19 protein-coding genes and 1 pseudogene are annotated in these 19418 nt (G+C 37.5%); 9 read left to right on the top strand and 11 right to left on the bottom strand.

Annotation, left to right across the window (positions count from 1 at the left end):
• Both abc-f and C6H22_RS07540 read right to left on the bottom strand, forming a co-directional pair.
• Window positions 1–1682, bottom strand: a 1682-nt coding sequence (gene abc-f / locus C6H22_RS07545; RefSeq protein ID WP_104694675.1) for a ribosomal protection-like ABC-F family protein, incomplete at its 3' end; no start/stop codon positions are given.
• Between the two features lie 8 nt (window positions 1683–1690).
• The gene (locus C6H22_RS07540) at window positions 1691–3163 is read right to left on the bottom strand and encodes a hypothetical protein (protein ID WP_104694674.1); all 1473 of its coding nucleotides are present in this window, start codon (window positions 3161–3163) and stop codon (window positions 1691–1693) included.
• Window positions 3164–3318: 155 nt separating this feature from the next.
• On the opposite strand from C6H22_RS07540, the gene C6H22_RS07535 reads away from it, so the two are divergent.
• Window positions 3319–6504, top strand: a complete 3186-nt coding sequence (locus C6H22_RS07535; protein WP_233707091.1) for an FtsK/SpoIIIE family DNA translocase — start codon at window positions 3319–3321, stop codon at window positions 6502–6504.
• A gap of 36 nt (window positions 6505–6540) precedes the next feature.
• On the opposite strand, the gene C6H22_RS07530 is transcribed toward C6H22_RS07535, so the two are convergent.
• Window positions 6541–7353, bottom strand: a complete 813-nt coding sequence (locus C6H22_RS07530; RefSeq protein WP_104694673.1) for a methyltransferase family protein — start codon at window positions 7351–7353, stop codon at window positions 6541–6543.
• 170 nt (window positions 7354–7523) lie between these two features.
• On the opposite strand from C6H22_RS07530, the gene C6H22_RS07525 reads away from it, so the two are divergent.
• The 8 genes from C6H22_RS07525 (at window position 7524) to ruvX (ending at window position 12803) form a co-directional block, all read left to right on the top strand.
• Window positions 7524–7838, top strand: coding sequence for a thioredoxin family protein (locus C6H22_RS07525; RefSeq protein WP_104694672.1), 315 nt, complete (start codon window positions 7524–7526; stop codon window positions 7836–7838).
• Between the two features lie 76 nt (window positions 7839–7914).
• Window positions 7915–8664, top strand: a complete 750-nt coding sequence (gene modA / locus C6H22_RS07520) for a molybdate ABC transporter substrate-binding protein (protein ID WP_104694671.1) — start codon at window positions 7915–7917, stop codon at window positions 8662–8664.
• 12 nt (window positions 8665–8676) lie between these two features.
• The gene (locus tag C6H22_RS07515) at window positions 8677–9123 is read left to right on the top strand and encodes a hypothetical protein (RefSeq protein WP_104694670.1); all 447 of its coding nucleotides are present in this window, start codon (window positions 8677–8679) and stop codon (window positions 9121–9123) included.
• 19 nt (window positions 9124–9142) lie between these two features.
• Window positions 9143–9829: a molybdate ABC transporter permease subunit gene (modB, locus tag C6H22_RS07510; RefSeq protein ID WP_104694676.1), complete on the top strand. Its 687-nt coding sequence runs from the start codon at window positions 9143–9145 to the stop codon at window positions 9827–9829.
• 9 nt (window positions 9830–9838) lie between these two features.
• Complete coding sequence (locus tag C6H22_RS07505) at window positions 9839–10711, top strand: ATP-binding cassette domain-containing protein (RefSeq protein WP_104694669.1); 873 nt, start codon at window positions 9839–9841, stop codon at window positions 10709–10711.
• 51 nt (window positions 10712–10762) lie between these two features.
• Entirely contained in the window at window positions 10763–11596 is an 834-nt protein-coding gene (locus C6H22_RS07500) for a divergent polysaccharide deacetylase family protein (RefSeq protein ID WP_104694668.1), read from the top strand.
• The gene (locus tag C6H22_RS07495; protein ID WP_104694667.1) at window positions 11596–12369 is read left to right on the top strand and encodes a DNA-processing protein DprA; all 774 of its coding nucleotides are present in this window, start codon (window positions 11596–11598) and stop codon (window positions 12367–12369) included. The genes C6H22_RS07500 and C6H22_RS07495 overlap by 1 nt, the downstream gene beginning before the upstream one ends.
• Window positions 12363–12803 carry a Holliday junction resolvase RuvX gene (gene ruvX / locus C6H22_RS07490; RefSeq protein WP_104694666.1) on the top strand — a complete coding sequence of 147 codons (441 nt, stop codon included), beginning with the start codon at window positions 12363–12365 and terminating at the stop codon, window positions 12801–12803. Before C6H22_RS07495 ends, ruvX begins: the two co-directional genes overlap by 7 nt.
• Before the next feature lie 39 nt (window positions 12804–12842).
• Here the strand turns inward: ruvX and C6H22_RS07485 are convergent, their stop codons facing one another.
• The 8 genes and pseudogenes from C6H22_RS07485 to C6H22_RS07450 form a co-directional block, all read right to left on the bottom strand.
• Window positions 12843–13400: a YceI family protein gene (locus C6H22_RS07485; protein WP_233707090.1), complete on the bottom strand. Its 558-nt coding sequence runs from the start codon at window positions 13398–13400 to the stop codon at window positions 12843–12845.
• A 96-nt stretch (window positions 13401–13496) separates the two neighbouring features.
• Entirely contained in the window at window positions 13497–14129 is a 633-nt protein-coding gene (gene hisH / locus C6H22_RS07480) for an imidazole glycerol phosphate synthase subunit HisH (RefSeq protein WP_104694664.1), read from the bottom strand.
• Between the two features lie 19 nt (window positions 14130–14148).
• The gene (gene prmC, locus C6H22_RS07475) at window positions 14149–15003 is read right to left on the bottom strand and encodes a peptide chain release factor N(5)-glutamine methyltransferase (protein ID WP_104694663.1); all 855 of its coding nucleotides are present in this window, start codon (window positions 15001–15003) and stop codon (window positions 14149–14151) included.
• Window positions 14993–16195: a M48 family metallopeptidase gene (locus tag C6H22_RS07470; protein ID WP_104694662.1), complete on the bottom strand. Its 1203-nt coding sequence runs from the start codon at window positions 16193–16195 to the stop codon at window positions 14993–14995. Before C6H22_RS07470 ends, prmC begins: the two co-directional genes overlap by 11 nt.
• 90 nt (window positions 16196–16285) lie before the next feature.
• Window positions 16286–17908, bottom strand: a complete 1623-nt coding sequence (gene argS / locus C6H22_RS07465) for an arginine--tRNA ligase (protein WP_104694661.1) — start codon at window positions 17906–17908, stop codon at window positions 16286–16288.
• 37 nt (window positions 17909–17945) lie between these two features.
• Entirely contained in the window at window positions 17946–18179 is a 234-nt protein-coding gene (tatA, locus tag C6H22_RS07460; protein WP_095628464.1) for a twin-arginine translocase TatA/TatE family subunit, read from the bottom strand.
• Window positions 18180–18223: 44 nt separating this feature from the next.
• Window positions 18224–18835 (bottom strand): guanylate kinase, encoded by a 612-nt coding sequence (gene gmk / locus C6H22_RS07455; RefSeq protein ID WP_104694660.1) that lies wholly within the window; start codon window positions 18833–18835, stop codon window positions 18224–18226.
• A pseudogene (locus C6H22_RS07450) lies at window positions 18832–19418 on the bottom strand (hypothetical protein); the annotation flags it as partial. The pseudogene C6H22_RS07450 and the gene gmk, both read right to left, overlap by 4 nt.

Genomic DNA, 19418 nt, shown 5'->3' with positions numbered 1-19418 from the left:
TTATCTAAAGATTCTAATTCGCTAAGCTCTAGTTTGGTATCCAAATACTCACTATAACCCACAAACGCCACATTCACCACTCCCTCACCCTCAAAAATCAATAACTTTGAAGCAAGCTTATCCACAAAATATCGATCATGACTTACAAAAATCACACTTCCATTAAAATGTGCAAGATACTCCTCGACAATTGTCATTGTATTAATATCAAGATCATTCGTAGGCTCATCAAGGATTAGCACGTCAACTTCTTGCGTAAAAAGCAAGGCAAGTGCTACACGCTTTTTCTCTCCGCCACTTAAAAATCCTATTTTTTTATCTAAAAATTCTTTGGGAAACAAAAAATTCTTGAGATACCCATACACATGGATATGTTTCCCACGCACATTCACCATATTGCCACCATTAGGACAAAATGTCTCTAATAAATCCTTGCTATCATCAAGCATAGCAAGGTGTTGATCAAAATACCCAATGCGTATAGCGCCTGTTTTTATCACACCACCACTTGGAGTAATTTCACCCAAAAGAAGTTTTAGTAATGTGCTTTTGCCCGATCCATTTTTGCCTACTACACCGATTTTTTCTCCGGCTAAGATTCGCAAATGTAAATGAGCAATAAGCACCCTATCGCCAAGATTTTTACTAAGATTTTCTATCTCAAAAAGACATTTTTTTGTATTTTTTCCTTCACTGGCGTTAAACCTCTTGTATTCTCGCTCAAGCTCTAGCTTCATTTTTCGGATAACACTAGGGTTTTTCTTTGCCTCTTCCCTAAGCTCTAAGATTCTTTTCTTGCGTCCCTCATTGCGCTTTAATCTCGCCTTGACACCACGCCTTAACCATTCTTCTTCACTTTTTAAAAGCTTTAGGAGATTCTCATGAGCATTAGTAAGCGCCCTATACATCTCTTCTTTTTTATGTAAATAGCTACTATATCCGCCCTCAAAACCCATCAATTTTGCATTTTCTACTTCTATGATACGCGTGGCAACATTTTCTATAAAATACCGATCATGGCTCACAAACACCATACTAAATGTAGAATCTTGGATAAATTTTTCCAAAAAACTTACCATTTCTACATCAAGGTGGTTGGTAGGCTCATCAAGGATTAATAAATCCACGCTCTCAAGCAGAATCTGACACAATGCCACACGCTTTTGCTCTCCACCACTTAGACTTACTGCCAAGCGATGCCTAAACTCCATAAGTCCAAAGCGCTCTAGCACCTCATTGACACGCGATTGCAAATCCCAACCATTGTGTTCATCGATAAAACTACTCACTTGGGAATATTCATCTAAAAGTGCTTGCAAAGAAGGATTATGCTCTGAAGTTGTATAAGGCGTTGCATTAATTTTAGCACTTAAAACTTGGAGTTTCTCATGTGCTTCTCGAAGCAATCCCAAACTATCCGCAATCACATCTTCTACGCTTGCTGTTTGTGGAAACTTGGGATCTTGGGCTAGAGAAAGAATCTTTAAATTCTTTGGAATCACACGCTCCCCTGAATCTAACTCGATACTACCCTCTATGAGTTTTAAAAGCGTGGATTTACCCGACCCATTTTTACCAATCACGGCTACACGCTCACGCGAAGAGATACTAAAATTGATAGATTCTAAAACAGGCGTATGCTCATAATATTTGCTAGCATTAAGGAGACTACACAAAGTCATAATACAGCTTAGAGAGTGAGATTTTTAATATCTGATGCTTTAAGCAGCATAAATTTCGTGTCTTTGTTGCGTTTAGAAGATACACCGGCTTTTAGGATTTCTTTGGGATTTGAGAGGCGCAACTCCGAATCTATAAAACATATTTCAAACTTCATTTTATTGACTGCGGTAAAAAATTCAATCTCTTTTTGAAACACATACACGTAATTATTTTTTGCTTTTGCTAGAATCTTTACCTTTAGATCAAGTTCAAACGCTTCATTTTCACAAAAAATTACATAATTTTTATACGACTTGCTATAGCGTTGGGCATAATTATATACCACACTCTCATTATTGCTCATTTTGGCTTTGTTGAGATGTTTGATATGATTTTCTACAAAAGTCATCGCACAAAAAGGCGAATTTATATGCTGACGAAAAAATACATTTTTGATGGCTTGAGATGCCATACCCAAACTCCATACTTTATCATCAAGCTTTGTGCCACAAATGTCTAATGCTTCCTTGGTTTTATCAACAAGCACTTGATAAATCTTGGTAAAAACAACTTCAAAAGTCGCAAAATTATCTTTGACAAATGCCTCACTCATAGTTTTTAGCTTATCAATAAGCGTATCAATACTTTTTGTATCGCTTTTGGCTTTGCTTACAATCTTTGCAATTTCTACCTTTTTGGCTTCAAATATTTTGGGATCACCTTTTTTTGCATCAAGTTTTGCTTGAATGCTACGCAACTCCATGCCACATACACGCACTTTATTTTCTATTTGAAGTTTTTTTTCATTAAAAACTTCAATAGCACGCAAAACACCTTTGTAGTGATATTGTGCATCTAAAAAGCATTCTTTATAAATCTTTGAGGCATTAATATTGACATTTGTTTTGAAATGACTATAAGAATACTCTAATTGCTTGAGTGTCTGAAGCTCTGACGCAAAATTATCCATGGTGATATGGCGATCGTTATATACCAAAAAATCAATGGCTTTTGTTAAAAATGGCTTGATAATGAGATAGCTTAACATAGTACCTTGCACAGGGGTAGAATCTTGACGCACACTATCCAAAAATGCTATGGCATTAAATTCATCACGAAAAAAATCTTTGATACACTCTTGCGGAGTGGCACTAAGCTCGATAGCATTGAGTTTAGCATAATTTGTTTTGGCAAAAATTTGTTTAGCAATATTTGCCTTAGCGTCAGCTTCCTTTGCCTTAAGCTCCTCATCAGTGTTGGTTCGCCAAAAGTCGATCTCACGCACAAGCCCATCCTCTGGAAAACTCTGATAACTTGAAGCTCTACAATCTACAATCGTATATCCGTTATCATCACATCGAAACTCTACAAACATACCCACAGAAGGCATCATCTTGGGATCATGCCAACTATTACCGCGAAGCTCAAAAATTTTCTTAGACGCATTGGTAACCACGCCATTTTTTGTCTGTGTCGAGTAGCGCAGAATCTTTCCGTGCATTCCCTCTCCTCAAAGTAGATTCACAAATTTTGGCATAGATACTACATAAATTAACTTTAAAGTCACGATATATCCGCACAAGACTCGCACTCTAGGCATTTCAATCGTAACAAATAGTAACGAAATTTGCACACAATATGCTATAATTAGCGACATTGCTTGTCATTTTACAAAAAGGATTCCCTATCAAAAAGCACGAAAAAAACGCAAAAAAGTTTAATAGCAGAATCTATCTCTATATCTTTAGTAATATCTTACTTCTTTTTCTCTCTATCGCCACTATTGTTGGCGAAAGTGGTATGGTGGGCGTATTAGGACAACAATTTGCAATACTTAATCTTAGTATCTTTGGGTATCTTGGCTATGTATATCTACTTTTTTTGCTCTATCCAGCGTATTATTTCTATAAAAATCCTACACTAGACTTTCGCAAACTTGAACTTGTTATCGCGGGATCGCTTGGGTTTGTAAGCTTGCTTTTAGCGCAATCCTTGCTTTCGCATAGTGGGCTTTTTGGTAATAGTGTAGTCCATTTTTTGCAAAATTTTATCGGTGTGTTTGGTGTGTGGATTTTGGTTATAGGCTGTCTCCTCCTTTCAATCCTTATAGCCACACAAAGCAATATAGACATTCTTTTTAAACAACTTCAAACCCTCATAATACGAACCAAGCCCTTTTACAAAGCCTTTGTTGCAAAATTATTGGCACTATATCGCGTGATTATTAGATATACCAAAACGCTTTATGCACTCTTACAAACACTAAGTAAAACACTTATTGCAAAATTCTATGTCTTGTATCATACCTATAAAACCAAACTACAACAATACAAAGAAACGCTACGCAAAAAAGAACAAGAACGCATTGAACACATTCAAGCAATTCATGCCCTCAACATAGACACCCAAACGCCACAAAATCCTCTACATCACGACCATAATCCACCACATACCACAAAACAAGTCTCTATCCAGCCCCAAGAATCACAATCTACACACACCACCCAGTCTATGCAAACTTCTTATGCACAACCCCAAGATGCACCCACATATCACGATCCAATCCCTGATGATTTACAAATCCAAGTCGTGCAAAATAGTGCACTAGATTCAGAATCTTTTTTGCAAGAACGCATACAAGAATATAAAGATCGCTTCCAAGTCCAAAACTCTATGCCACAAACGCCACACCAACCACAAACAGCACAAGCGCCACTTATCCAAGAAATCACCCTCTCTCAACAACAAGAAATCACACAAAATGCCCTCAATAATGCCTACAAAACAGCTTATTATGGCTCAAAACTTGCGCCCAAAACTACATCGCATACACAACCAATCACACAAGCACCACTTGATATACAAGCAATTATCAATAACTCCCATCAAGCAGATTTTACACAGGCGCCAAAAAAGCAACCCTATAGCCCTCCAAAACCTACACAAACGCCACTTTCACAAGTGCCACAACAAGTGCCATATACACATTCACAACCAACGCACTCTAGCACGCAAGATATTATCTCTAGTCTTGATATACAAGAACTGCAACCTACAGAATTGCAACCTGTGCCAACACCTGCAACGCCTCTTAGCTCCCATACATATGACAATATCACAGAATCTAGTGCATTAGATTCTGTAATGCCAGGTTTTCATCTTGCCAACGCATCAGAGTTACACCCCAAGCAAGCCATGCAACCCGCCACACAAGAAGCTCTAATGACACAACCAAACACTCTTAAATCCACAAATATAGAATCTTATGTAAATTCTAAAACTCCAGAGATTGATACACCAAAAGACACATATACCACGCCTATCACACCACCACAACCAAAACCCGAACAAAGCCCTACACCAAAACCACCAAAAGTCCATATCGTGCGTGAACTTGATGAAAATACCGCTCTCCTTAGGGATCTTGATTTTGGTAAAAGCACTACACCGCTAAATTTCAAGCTCCCACCCACAAGCCTTCTCAATCAACCAGATACATACAAAAATGAAATTGATGAAGTTGAAATCGATACCAAAAGTGAAATTTTACTTGCCAAACTCAAAACCTTTAAAATCGATGGTGATGTCGTGCGAACTTACACAGGTCCTATCGTTACAACATTTGAGTTTCGCCCTGCTCCAAATGTCAAGGTTTCTAGAATCCTTAATCTCGAAGATGACATTGCCCTTGCGCTCTCGGCAAAATCTATTAGAATCCAAGCACCTGTGCCCGGTAAAGATGTGGTAGGGATAGAGATTCCAAACAACAAAACAGAAACCATTTTCTTACGTGAAATCTTAGAATCTGATCTGTTTAAAAAGACGCAATCTCCTCTTACACTTGCGTTTGGAAAAGATATAGTGGGCAATCCATTTGTCCAAGACTTGCGCAAACTTCCGCACTTGCTTATTGCTGGAACTACAGGTAGCGGAAAAAGCGTAGGTATTAATGCAATGATTCTTTCTTTGCTGTATAAGAACTCGCCTGATACGCTAAAGCTTATGATGATTGACCCAAAACGAGTGGAGTTTTCACTCTATAGCGATATACCTCATCTTATCACACCTATTATCACAGATCCAAAAAAGGCGATTGTGGGCTTAAATAACGCAATGCACGAAATGGATAGACGATATGAAAAAATGAAAGATATGCGCGTCAAAGAAATTGAGAGTTATAACAAAAAAGCACAAGAAGAAGGCGAAGAAGAAATGCAGTATTTTGTCATCATTATTGATGAATTAGCTGACCTTATGCAAACTTCTGGGCGTGAAGCTGAAGCACCTCTAAGCCGAATCGCGCAAATGGGGCGCGCTTGTGGTATGCACCTCATTATCGCTACACAACGCCCAAGTGTCGATGTCGTAACAGGCACACTAAAGGGCAACCTCCCTTCACGCATAAGCTATAAAGTGGGTAGTAAAGTAGATTCTAAAGTTATCCTTGATGATGTGGGCGCAGCGAGTTTGCTAGGCAGAGGCGATATGCTTTTTAAAATCTCTGATACCATTATCCGCTTACACGCACCTTTTAGCACCGAAGAAGAGATAGAATCTGTCGTGAGTTTTATCAAATCCCAAAGAGAGCCAAACTATGATAAAAGTTTCTTACTTGATGACAAAGAAAGTATTTTAGCTGGAGGGGATTTCAAAGATGATGGAGATGATATGCTTGATCAAATCAAACGCTTTATGCTTGAGAGTGGTAATACCTCTTCAAGTAGTGTGCAAAGACGCTTTAGTATAGGATTTAACCGAGCAACAAACTATGTCGAACAGCTAGAAAAAGAGGGTTTCCTCTCTAAGCGTAACACCAAGGGTATAAGAGAAATTATCCGATGATAGCTTATAACGAATCTTTTGGACATTTGGATCACTTTAGCGACCATCTACCTCAAAGATTTTTGTAGTCTTTACTAGCACCAACATTACCACATAAATGACTGCACTTACTGCAAAAAACACGCTAATGCATGGCTCAAATGCAACCACAAGATCCCAAGACACATACACGCCAATAACCCAATGAATAAGAAAAAGCGAAGTAGCCAAACCAAAAAGTGAATGATATTCTCTCTTTAGCATAGATCGCATACTAAAACCTAAATTACTTTTGGTGTAATGACGAAAATTTGGAAGAAATGCTGGAGTATTTTGCGCCCATTGTAGATATTCATCACCAAATTTTTGCGTTAAAAAACTCTCTTCTGCATAAATAATACGCTCATAATACAGCCAAAATGCCAAAATGAAAGACAAAGCAAAAAGCCAATTTCCCAACAAGAGCACGGGAGCAAACATCATCAAAAAATTTCCCAAATACAAAGGATTGCGGCAAAGAGAATACATACCTGTAACATTAAGCACTTCAGCCTTTTGTGCTTTGGTATTACGTCCAGAAGTATCGCGAGGAACATACCCAGCTACCAAGATTCTAATACCTTGCCCTAATAACCCAACAATAAGCGCAAAAATTACTAATGGTGTGTTGTATATAAAATTTAATTGCGCATCTGTGCCTAACCAAAGATCAAGAAAAAAGAAATTTTGCACCTCGATTCTTGGCAGAAGCAAGTTTTGTGGAAAACTCACCAAACATAATACAAAAAACGGAATAACTGCTAAAGGTAGATAACTTCTATATCGAAATAAAAAATCGCCCTCTTTTTTAAAATTATCCTTTAAAACCATAAAAACCCCTATAAGTAAAAATGTGTGCATTTTAACATAAAATTCATCTCTTTTTTATTTGGTTTATATTCTGTAACTTATTTTCACATAAATTCTAAAAATGTAACTAAATATTTAGCCTATCAAGATACGCTTTAGGAATACTAAATGAACCATAAAAAGGAGACAATATGCTACAACATATCAACACACAACAATACCTAGAAAATATCAAAAATGGCTCCAGTGTTGTAATACTTGGAGCTTCTTGGTGTCCAGATTGTCGCAGAATCGAGCCTATTTTGGAAGTTTTGGCTAAGGAATACGAGGGAAAAGTAGAGTTTTATCACATCTCTGTAGATTCAGAAGGGACACTCAAAGATATATTGGGTGTTCGTGCAATCCCTACGCTTATAGGTTACAAAAATGGGGAAGAAATTGGTGATAGACTTGTTGAACCAGATTCAAAAACAACTATAGAAACACTTGTTAAACAAACACTCTAACTTCATACAAAGAATTTTTATATATATTTTAAAAAACATAGTATACAATCTCCTCATTTCAAAAAAAGGAGGTTGTATGCTAACACGCGTTTTCGTAATATTTGCACTTTTATGTGGCGGTATCTTTGCGGAAAAGATTGAGGTTTTGGCGGCTACAAGTCTTAAATTTGTGCTAGAAGATATTAAAAAGGAATTTTTGCAAACACACATAAATGACACAATAGAAATTAGCTATATCTCTTCTGGCAAGGCACATGCACAGATTCAAAATGGATCTTTGGCAGAATTATTTATCGCTGCAGATACTCAATATCCACAAAAGCTTTATCAAGACAAACTAACGGCAGACACACCAAAAAATTATGTTCGCGGTAAGCTTGTAATCTTTAGTGCGAACAAAAATTTTAATGCAAATAATACCGAGATTCTCAAAAGTCCATCTATACAACACATCGCTACCCCCAATGCCAAACTAGCTCCTTATGGAGTAGCCGCGAAGGAATATATCAAAAGTGCAAAACTAGAGCAAATACTTGCACCAAAGCTCGTGCTTGGTGAATCTATTGGACAAGCAACTACATACGTGCTTGAAGGCTCTGCAGAAATTGGCTTTAGTGCGTTGTCTATGGTAATCAAAGAAGCCCAAAAAGAGGGAAGTGCAATCACTTATAGCATCATTGATGAGAAACTTTATACACCAATTGTGCAATCCCTTGTTATCACAAAAGCCGGTAAAGATTCTCAACTTGCCAAAGAATTCGCACAATATCTCCTAGATAAAAAAGCGCAAGCAATTTTTGCATCTTATGGATATGATGCACCATAATCATACATCAATATGAATACGCTTCCCTACACGATTACAAATATCACACATGATAGAGACTTAGGGCTTGTGGGCTTACAAACTCCCATAGGTACGCTTTGGGTATTTGTACTTATAACACCACATACTCGATGCACTCTTGCTATGGGTACGAGTGGTTTGGCATATTTTAAACCCACGCAAGTCCTACTTGCACGTAAAGATTCTCATCTATATACACAAAATTGCTTTCAATCACGCATACAACACATTACCAAAGACACAATTTTAAGCCTCATAAGCCTTGAATGTGGTATTAGTGCGCTAGTTGCCACACAAGACACAGAGGCTTTTGCTATAGGCGATTTATGTGCGTGGTATATTAATCCTAGTGATATTTTATTAGAATCTCTACAAAGTAGCGATGAAACACAATCTATACAAACTATAGATTCAATGCCACAAACACCACATAATTAGGGAACCATATATGGATTTTTTGGATTCTGAATTTTTACAAACTATGCAGCTTACTTTTAAGCTTGCATTATATACGACACTATGCTTATTGCCCACAGGTATAGCCCTTGCCATCATAATAGATTCACTCAAGCCAAGGTTTAGCATTATCCTCCAAACACTTATTTGGATGCCACTTATTCTCCCACCATCTGTACTTGGATTTTATTTGCTTGTAATATTTAATCGTCATAATCCCCTAGGAGCATTTTTACTTGAATATTGTTCATTCCAACTTGCCTTTAGTTTTTCTGGACTAGTTGTAGCAAGTATGATTTTTTCTTTGCCATTTATGGTAAATCCTATCAAAAACGCCCTCTCTTCACTCCCACCTTCTCTCAAAGAAGCAAGCTATACATTAGGCAAAGGCAAAGTATCTACCTTTTTTTATGTGCTTATGCCAAATATACGATCCTCAGTTTTACTAGGCTGTGTTACAAGTTTTGCACACACTATCGGCGAGTTTGGCGTAGTGATGATGATAGGAGGTTCGCGCGCAGGCGAAACAAAAGTCGCTAGTATTGCTATCTATGAACAAGTCGAAACACTCAATTACACACTCGCGCACCAATACGCACTCACACTCTTTGCAATAAGCTTTACAAGTTTATGCGTAATTTTTGCTTTCATGCGCAAATACACCAACCATACTACACAGATTCTCTAAGGGTTAATTATGGATATTATCTTTGAATGCACCAAAACACTACACACGCCCCATACACAAAACCCTTTTAAGCTTGAAATCTCCCAAACAATGAATTTTGGAGATTTTGTTGCGCTATTTGGCAAAAGTGGGGCAGGAAAAACAACACTCCTTAGAATCTTAGCTGGATTAACACAACCGGATACAGGCTATATCAAGATTGGCGATGAAATTTGGCAAGATGGAAAATATATCCTCCCACCACAAAAGCGCAGTATTGGGTTTATGTTTCAAGATTATGCCCTCTTCCCACATCTTAGCGTGGAAGAAAATATCCTATTTGCCACCAAACACAAAACAGACTTTATCTCTTGGCTTATTGATACTATGGAGCTTAATGCTATTCTCAAACACCCTATTACCCAAATATCAGGCGGACAAGCCCAAAGGGTAGCCCTTGCACGATCATTAGTGCGTAAGCCCAAAATCCTACTTCTTGATGAACCACTAAGTGCGCTAGATTCAACAATGCGCCTTACTTTGCAAAATATTATTAGCAAACTCCACAGCGATCTAGGACTTAGCACGATTCTTATTAGCCACGAAATTACAGAGATCATACGCCTTAGCACAAAGATATGGTGTATAGAAAATGGTAATATCACTAAAAGTGGTAGCACCGATGAAATTTTTGGTGCTCCTTTAAGTGGCAAAGTACAATTAAGTGGCGAAATATTGCGTAAAACCCCTCAAGGGGTGGTAGAAATTATTGATATTGCGTGTGCCTCACAAATTGTGCGTGTGCTTTATCCTATTGATGATGCAAAAAAACTTGCAATCGGTGAAAAAGTCCTCATTGTTTCCAAAGCCTTTAATCCACTGCTTTTTAAGATTCCCTTTTAAGCCAAGACCAACACAAAACCTGCTACAATCGCTAGAAACAAAAGGCTATGCGTGAAATATCTTTTTCTTATCATTCTATGTGGATTTTTATATGCGGATTCCTTTATCTTAGACATCAAACAAACCTTTAAAGAATCCTACCACAAAGCCAAAAGCTACAAACAAAGTGATAACAAACCAAAGCTTGTTATTATTATGGATGACATTCAAAATCTTTCGCAATATAATGCCTTGCGTAATATCAAGCTTCCTATCACGCCATCAATCTTTCCAAAAACACCCTATACTCCAGACACCCCAAAAATCGCTGCCTATGCCAAAGAATATATGATACATCTACCCCTAGAAGCACTCAATTTTTATCAAAAAAAATTAGAACCACTTGCCACAGGCATTAGTCGAGATTCACTCCTTGCCTATATGAAAAATCTTAAGGCTGATTTTCCCAATCTAAAATATCTCAACAATCACACAGGGAGTAAATTTACCACTAGTTATAATGATATGCAAAATCTAATAAGTGTATTTGATGAGCTAGATTTACGCTTTATTGATAGTGTGACAAATACGGATATCGCCTCTCCCAAAATCGCTAGAGAACAAGGTAGGCTTATTATGCAGCGAGATATTTTCTTAGACACCATAGCCCAAAAAGAGCATACAGATCGCCAAATTGATCTTGCTATCAAAAAAGCCAAAGACAAAGGCTATGCCATAGCTATATGCCACCCATTTCCAAGCACCATAGAAGCTCTTAAAAACGCCAAAGATAAACTTACAAAGGAAGTGGATTTGATAGGCCCAGCACAACTAGAATCTTATCTCCACACTCAAAACATCACTCTATATAATCGCTCCAAATTTCACTTTACACAAAATCGCTAATGCCAAAACCTACATCCATACCAATACCACCCTCGCTTCTTACACTATCTAAGCCACCAAAAACACTCTTTGCGCTAGGCGATATAAGTCTTTTAGATACACCTATCAAGGTTGCTATCATAGGCACAAGACGTCCAAACCCATACACAAAACAATTTAGCTCGATTCTTGCGACAAAAATTGCCAAAGCCGGTGGTGTGGTAGTCAGTGGTGGGGCACTAGGGGTGGATATTATCGCGCACTCTGCCGCACTGCCACGCACCATTATGATTTCTCCCTCAAGCCTTGATATTATCTACCCAAAAGCCAACTGGGCTATCATACAATCCATTATTGAGCAAGGGCTTGTGCTAAGCGAATATGAGCAAAACTATATGCCAAAGCACTATAGCTTTTTGGAACGCAATCGACTTGTCATAGGGCTTAGTGATATTGTCATCATTCCACAAGCTGATTTACAAAGTGGATCTATGCAAAGTGCGCAACTTAGCATACAAACACATAAGCCACTTTTTGTCTTGCCTCATCGAATGCCCGAAAGCCTAGGCACACAACACCTTCTCATAAACCAACAAGCGCAATGTATCTATGATATTGAGACATTCATCACACAAATTTTTGGCACACAAGAAGAGGTATATGATGCAGTATTAGAATTTTGTAAGTATGCATCAAGCCTTGAAGAAGCTGTGCAAAAGTTTGGTGAAAAAATCTTTCAATATGAAATAGAGGGGAAAATCATACGCCAAAATGGAGTGATACGAATATGTTAGATTCTAAGACGACAAACCAAACAAATAATATTCTTGCTTGCGATGTGGGGTTAAAGCGCATAGGGTTAGCCCAATACACACAAGGTATCATATTACCCATAGAGCCGATTTTACGAAAAAATCGCAATCAGGCAAGTCTAGTGCTTAGTGCGTTGCTTAGCCAAAAATGTATCGATACATTAGTCGTAGGGCTTCCAAGTGGTGGTGAAGCACATTATAAAGACACAAGCACTCGCATAAGACATTTTATACATCTGGTAAATTTTGATGGGGAAATTGTATATATCAATGAAGATTACACCTCTCAAGAAGCACTACAGGATCTTGCATATTTGGGTAGAGAATCTCGTGTCTTAGCACAAAAAAATGGGAAACTTGATAGCCTTAGTGCGTGTTATATTTTGGAACGCTATATGGCAACACTAAATATTTGACACCACGCAACAGGAAACATTGCGTGGAAATATTATGCTTTATTTTTTGATAGGCACTTCAAAGCCAATGGTTACTTGCGACCAAGTCATACCTTCATGCAGATCTGATACGGCTTTTTGGAGATTGACTCTTGCCTCGCTAAGTTTAAATTCACTAAGATCTAGCACACCATGCGCCTTTAAAACATCATTTTCAATTTTGTATTCCATAGGCACTTTGTTTGTTTTGCCATTCATTCTGACAGATGCCAAAATCGTGCCTTGATCCTTGCCTTCTACAACATCATGAAGCGTTACTTTGATTTCTTTTTTGCTAAATTTTGAAAAGAAAAAATCACGAAGATTCGCATTTTTTACATCATCGTTGAGATTCACTTTTATTGGATCGATAGTTGCACTCGCTCCCTCTAGAGCAGTAGCAATAGAATCCTGCTTTTTACCAAACTTAAATGCTATATCCTTAAAAGTCCCACTCACTGCGACCTTTGCTGGAGTCTTATAAGCAGTCCATATCACATTTACTTTGCTTGTATCAATACTTGCAGCATGTATCCCAACTATACTTAAAAGCCCTAAAACTAATGCTTTGCATTTCATCATCTATCCTTTTGGTATAAAATTGCACACATTGTGCATGAAAACCATTATAAAATAAAAAAAATAATAGCTTACCCATAAAGCTGCACAATGCCTTTAGAGACTTACAAAGTTTTTGAGTAACTGCAAACCTACTTTGTGGCTTTTTTCTGGGTGTGGTTGAATCCCAAAAATATTATCACGACCTACAATCGCACTAAATGTATAGCCATACTCACACTGCGCAAGCATATTTCGTGAATCTCTATTACAAAAACTATGCACAAAATACAAATAAAACTCTTCTTCTAATCCCGCAAAAAGTGTATTTTTCTTGCCCTCCTCTGTAAGAAAACATTTATTCCAACCTACATGAGGGACCTTTAATGCACCAAGCTTGGCACGATCAAAAGGCTCTATAATGCCACGCAATAACCCAAGTCCTCTATGCTCACCAAACTCTGAACTTTGCTCAAAAAGCAATTGCATACCAAGACAGATTCCAAGCATATATTTGCCACTCTTTGCAAATCTTATAATCGCTTCTTGCATACCGCTTATACGTAAATGCTCCATTGCATCGCCAAAAGCCCCAACTCCGGGCAAAATAATCTTATCATAACGCACGAGATTATGTGGATTAGATTCTATAGTGATAGTTATATGCTTAAGTTCCTTACTTGCATATGCCAAGGCATTTTGGACACTTGCAAGATTGCCTATTTTATAATTTAAGATCGCGATATTCATTTGTTGCCCTAAAAAATATTTATGAGAATTGTAAAATAAATCCCCTATCAAAACCGCTTAAGTCTTTGTAAAACTCTAAAGATTTATGGGGAATCTCACGCATAAAATCTTGTATCTTCAACTTTTGATCATAGCCCATTTCACAACACACAAAACATGTGTGCAAATCCCTACCAAGCGCTATGATAGATTCTAGCATCTCACTACCCACTTCTCCGCCAAACAACGCCTCTTTTGGCTCATAACGCACACTCAATGGGAGTGTATAGGAATTTGCGATATATGGAGGATTTGCAACAATCATATCCAAACATAAATGTTCTGAACCCTGAAGTAATGAAGTATGAAAAAATGTGATTTGTTTCTCTACACCAAACTTTATAGCATTTTCACGCGCTAGGGCGATTGCATATGGATTTATATCTGTGGCATAGATATGAATCTGTGGATTTTGGAGTGCAAGTGTTATGGCTATCACCCCACAACCCACACCAATCTCTGCAATCGATGTATAATGATATATATGCAAAATTTCTTGTATTTTTTCCACAAGAATTTCTGTTTCTGGGCGAGGAATAAGCGTGTGAGAATCTATCCTAAACTCGCGACCATAAAAATTCACTTTGTGTGTGAGATATTCTATTGGATAGCCCAAAGCGCGCTTTTGGATAGATTCAAAAAAATGGCGTGTTTGTGTGGGCGTGAGTAAAGTCTGCGGATATGTATGCAAAAACACACGATCTTTTTGGAGAAAATGCGCAAGGAGAATTTGAGATTCTAAACCTATACGCAAATGTGGATCATCAGATGTAAGTGGGCTAGAACGTAAAATTTCATATGCGGATTCTAGGGCTGTTTGGATACTAAATGTCATAATCTAACGCCCTAAGTCGCTCTAAAAGCGGTGGGTGAGAATAATAGAAATAAATATAAAGCCAATGGGAGCTTGGAAAAGATTTATTTTCATTCACAAGATGAATAAGTGCATTTGCAAGACATTGTTTGGAAGAAAGCTCCGCACCAAAAGCATCAGCACGATATTCTGCCTTGCGTGAAAAATACCCCACAAGTGGCAAAAACCAAAAAGAAAGCACTGAGGAGAGTAAAAACATAAGCGCTAAAATTGTGCTACTTTCTTGTGGCAAAGATGTTTGGGTAAAAAAGCTTGTTGGCAAATGCGCAGCAATAAAAAAGAGTGTAAACAAAAAAACACCCACTATAATAAGATTTTTTATAATATCTTTGTGTTTAAAATGCCCTAACTCATGTCCCAAAATAGCTAAAAGCCCTTCTTTACTAATTTTTTCTAATAATGTATCAAAAAGCACTACGCGCTTTGTCTTTCCAATGCCACCAAAATACGCATTAAGTCGTCCATCACGCTTACTCGCATCCATAACAAAAATCCCGCTACTTCTAAAACCTACTTTATCCAAAAGCCTTTCTATGCGGGATTTTAATTCATTATCTTCAAGTGGGGTAAAAGTATTAAAAAGTGGTGCAATGATTGTAGGATATAGCACATTTGCAACAACTACTACACCAAACATAAGCACAAAACCACCAAACCACCACAAACTAAAAGTATCCATAACCCATAACAAAATATAAAAAATCACGCCACCAAGAATGATACTAAGAACACTATTTTTTAAAATATCTACAAAAAATAATCCCACATTCTGCTTACAAAATCCATAACGCTTATCAATACTAAATGTTTGATACAAACTTAAGGGAAGATTCACAAACATAGGAATAAGAAGTAAAAGAAGCAAAAAAACAATATGATGCCAAACCCCACTAAGCCCTATATCATACAGGTGTTGCCAAAAAAACGAAAATCCAAACATAACCCAAAATGCAAATAATCCTAATTCTACGATTTTTTCAATGATGCTTAGCCTAAGTTTTTCTAGTGCATAATGACCAGCTTTTTTGTAATCAAGAGAATCTAAAAGTATGGCTTTTTGATTAAGTGCTGATGTAATATGAGAAATTTGCAAAAAATTTAACACAATAGATGGCACAATATACGCGCACACAAAAAGCAGTATCAAAACCATATATTCCTCGCTTCTGCTATTTTTTTAACTAATGATACAAACCAAAACACACAAAATAGCAAATAATAACTGCAACCCCCCCCCACTACCCTACATCCTTATTTTGGCTTGTATCCCAATAAGCCTTAAACCTAATGTGATACTCTCACTCACCACCAACAAAGCTTTTAGAATCTCTGTTTGATGTGGAGATTGCAAAATTTTATACGCATTATAAAAGCTATGAAAATCACTTGCAAGCATTTTTAAATATTCGCATACTTTTTGAATCTCTCGCTCACAAAAACTAGAATGCAAAATTTGATGAATGCTTAGTGCGTTAAACACAAGAGATCGTAAATCTTGCCACAATGGTGTCTCATCACCAACCAAATGCGCACTAGCTACTTGGGATCGTGTAAGAGAAGATTTTTCTAAAAGTGTGTGGATTCTAGCATTGGCATAATTGATGTAAAAAATTGGGTTTGAAGAATCTTGGTGAGAGAGCATATCAACATCAAATTCTAAATGCGTATCCAAGCGTTTTGTCAAAAACACAAAACGCAACGCATCACTGCCTATATCCTCCACCACATCGCGCAAAAGTATAAAATTCCCAGCACGCTTACTCATCTTGTAGTTTTGCCCACTTTTAGAGAGTGCGACCATTTGTGAGAGCAAAATCTCTAGCTTTGTACTATCATAACCCAAAAATTCTATCGACGCCTTAACACGCGTGATATAGCCGTGATGATCCGCACCCCAAATATTAATATAATGAGTAAAATTGCGCATAAACTTATCCTGATGATAAATAATATCACCAGCCAAATATGTAGGTTCGCCATTTTCACGCACAATCACACGATCTTTTTGATCGCCCTTTTGTGTGGAAGATAGCCAAAGTTTGCCCTCATTTTCTATCACACCATTATGAGCTTTGAGTGTTTCAAGCGTTTGTGTCCATCTCCCAAAAAGCTCCTTTTCACTCACATAATGATCAAACTCTATATCAAGGCTTTTTAGATTTTTGCGAATTTCTTCTAGCATCAAATCTTTGGCAAAAACACTAAGTGTGGGAATATGAGAATCACCAGAAAACATTTCTTCACCAAAATGTGCTAAGGCCGCCCTGGCAATATCTGTAATATAAGCACCTTTATAATACTCTTGTGGATATTCTACCACCTCGCCTAACAATTCCTTGCCACTTAGTAATACAGAAAGTCCTAAAGTAGCAATCTGATTCCCAGCATCATTGATATAATATTCACTCACAATCTCATAGCCCAAAAACTGCCCAATGCGCTTAAGGCTATCACCATAAATCGCCCCTCGCGCATGTCCTATATGCAATGGTCCTGTGGGGTTTGCACTCACAAACTCCAATAAAATCCGCGTATTATTTCCAAAATCTTGGGGGATAAAATACTGCCCACCTAATGCCTTATCACACAATGAATCTAAAAATTTATAAGAGAGTGTGAGATTTATGTAACCATTTAGTGGCTCTACTTTGGCGAATTCCTTATACTCGCGTAATACGGCACAAAGATCCTCTGCTATCGCATTTGGGGCTTTTTTAAGGGATTTTGCTAAGACAAATGCTATAGGTGTAGCAAAATGTCCAAAATCTTTTTGTTTGGGTCGTTCCAAAGGAACTTGAGTGGTCTCATACAACAAAAAATGCGTATTGACACAATGTTCTAAAAGATTTTTTATATGATGGTACATACTATTATGCCTTAGAATAGATGGTGTTGAGCAAAAATTAATGTTTTTGCTCTGATGTAGATTCTGTGCTTTGGATATTTTCACTTTGTGGTTTGGATTGTGTGTTTTGAGTAATTTTTTCTTGATCTTCATCATCTTCTTTGATGGCTTTTTTAAAGTTTTTTACTCCACTTCCCAAACCTTTGGCTAATTCTGGAATTCTCTTTGCACCAAAAAGCAATACAATAACTAGTAATACAATCACCCAATGCCAAATACTTCCTGTTCCCATAACAACTCCTTTTTTCAGATTAAGACATTCTAACCAAAATGCCCTTAAAGTTTGATCCAATTTTGCAAAAGTTCCTCATTTTGTCGTGTATTACGATAGAGCAAGCTCTGTGCAATCGCAGTAATGGCTTCTTTTGCTTGTGTGATGTCATCATTGATGAGCAAGTAATCAAAAGTATGCAAATGCTGCATCTCTTCATAAGCTTGAATCAAGCGAAATTCTATAGTATGCTCATCATCGGTTTGGCGGCTTTGTAGTCTATTTTTTAACACATCTTTGTTTTTGGTAGTGATAAACACAGATTTAGCAACATCTCCAAAATGTTGTTTGATGTCTCTATGTCCCTGCACATCGACATCAAACAACACAAGCTTATCTTGTTTTAGGGCACAAGTGATTGGCTCTAGGGCGGTGCCATAATAATTATTATGCACTTGCGCCCATTCCAAAAATTTCCCCTCTTGGACTTGTTGGAGAAATTCTTGCTCACTTACAAAATGATAATGCACACCATTTTGCTCACCTTGGCGTATAGCACGTGTGGTAGTAGAGATAGAAAAATACAAATTAGGGATAATGCGCAATAGTTCTTTTGTCAATGTGCTTTTACCACAGCCACTAGGTCCTGATATGATGAGGATTGCACCCTTATTCATTTATGCGTATCCTTAAAGCTAATATTTATCGTTACTTCCATACCATCAAGCAAAGCCGTAACTTCTGGACTTTGCAAACGCTTAATTGAATCTTGTATAGATTGACTTATGGCAGTAGTTACTACTTCTAAATCTTTATTTGTATCTTTTGATATTTCTTGTGTATCCTCTATAGCGTGGAGTGCGGTATCTGTAGATTCTTGTGTGTCTTGTGATCCTATATCTTCACCAACTGCGCGCAATACATCTTGTTCTGCAAGAGACTGGAAATCCTCCAAATCGCTCTTATCCTCTGTGCTAGATAAATCCACCTCTTTAATCTGGATATCATCATTATCGTTAGTTTGTGCATTATCGCCATCCGCCAAATCTTGTGAATCTTGTGATGGCTCCGATAATCCCTCTATAGATATATCTTGTGCTTGAGATTCAAAAGAATCATGCTCTGTTGCCTCTATTGTATCCATATCATCTAGATTCAAGTTCCCCAAATCTGCATTTTCCAAATCCACATCGCCTAAATCTATGTCTTGTGTATCAAGTGCTAGATTCTCATCATGCACATCCTCATCTTGAGATTGTG

Origin of the sequence: Helicobacter equorum, from assembly GCF_900198655.1 — a bacterium.
Taxonomy (GTDB): domain Bacteria; phylum Campylobacterota; class Campylobacteria; order Campylobacterales; family Helicobacteraceae; genus Helicobacter_F; species Helicobacter_F equorum.
This window is presented reverse-complemented; position numbering and strand designations above follow the sequence as displayed.